The sequence below is a fragment of the Weissella confusa genome, assembly GCF_004766315.1.
GTDB classification, from domain to species: Bacteria; Bacillota; Bacilli; order Lactobacillales; family Lactobacillaceae; genus Weissella; species Weissella confusa_A.
In genome coordinates, this window is sequence record NZ_PVSN01000090.1 from 1 (window position 1) to 802 (window position 802).

The 802-nt window shown below is 45.4% G+C and carries 1 protein-coding gene; it reads left to right on the forward strand.

All coding sequences use genetic code 11. From position 1 onward, the window contains the following. Nucleotides 1–182 precede the first annotated feature (182 nt). Nucleotides 183–802: DDE-type integrase/transposase/recombinase (locus C6P11_RS10810; protein ID WP_135521010.1), on the forward strand; the 620-nt coding region annotated here is incomplete at its 3' end.

The window sequence follows — 802 nt, forward strand, 5'->3', positions numbered from 1 at the left end:
TACACAGTCCACGAAGTGGACGGCGAAAAATGGACGCAAGCTGATGTAAACGCATTACAAAAGGAAAACGCCAAACTTCGCGAAGAACTTGAGATTTTAAAACGAGCCGCGGTGTTGCTTTCGAAGTACAATTAACGCAAAATCGCGAGTTAGGACTGGAAATCATTGACCGGTCACTCGCAATGGGACACCGCATAACAAGCGTTTTATCGGCTTTGAACATTGCTCGAAGCACGTATTATCAATGGAAAAACTGGCAACCTAGCCAACGAGAAACACGGCGTAATGCTCTGAAAACGGCAATTAAAGCCGTTTATAACACTAATCGTGGCATCTATGGCTACCGTCGTATCGCAGCGTTCTTGCGCTTCATTTTGAAGACTGATGTTGGCGATCGTTTGGTTTGGGAACTCATGAATGAGCTCAATCTCAAATCTCGCATGGTCAAGAAGTCATACAAGAAGCCAACAACAACCACTGACACACCTCAAAAGCCCAACCTCATGAAGAAGTTAGATGATTTGAGTGGCGTTCTGGCAACTGACATTACGTACATCCAGTTGATGAATCGTGAGTGGGTTTATCTGGCAACCGTCTATGACCCAGAAAAGCGTCGCGTAGTCTCATACGGACTAAGTCCAGAGATGACCAAGGAATTCGCAACATCCGTCGTAGTTAAGGCTCTAAGAGCCAACGGTAAGCCAAAGATGATTCACAGCGACATGGGAAGCCAATACACTTCTAGCCTGTTCGAAGGAACATTACAAAACTCTGGAATAAATCACTCTTACTCCCGTAAGGG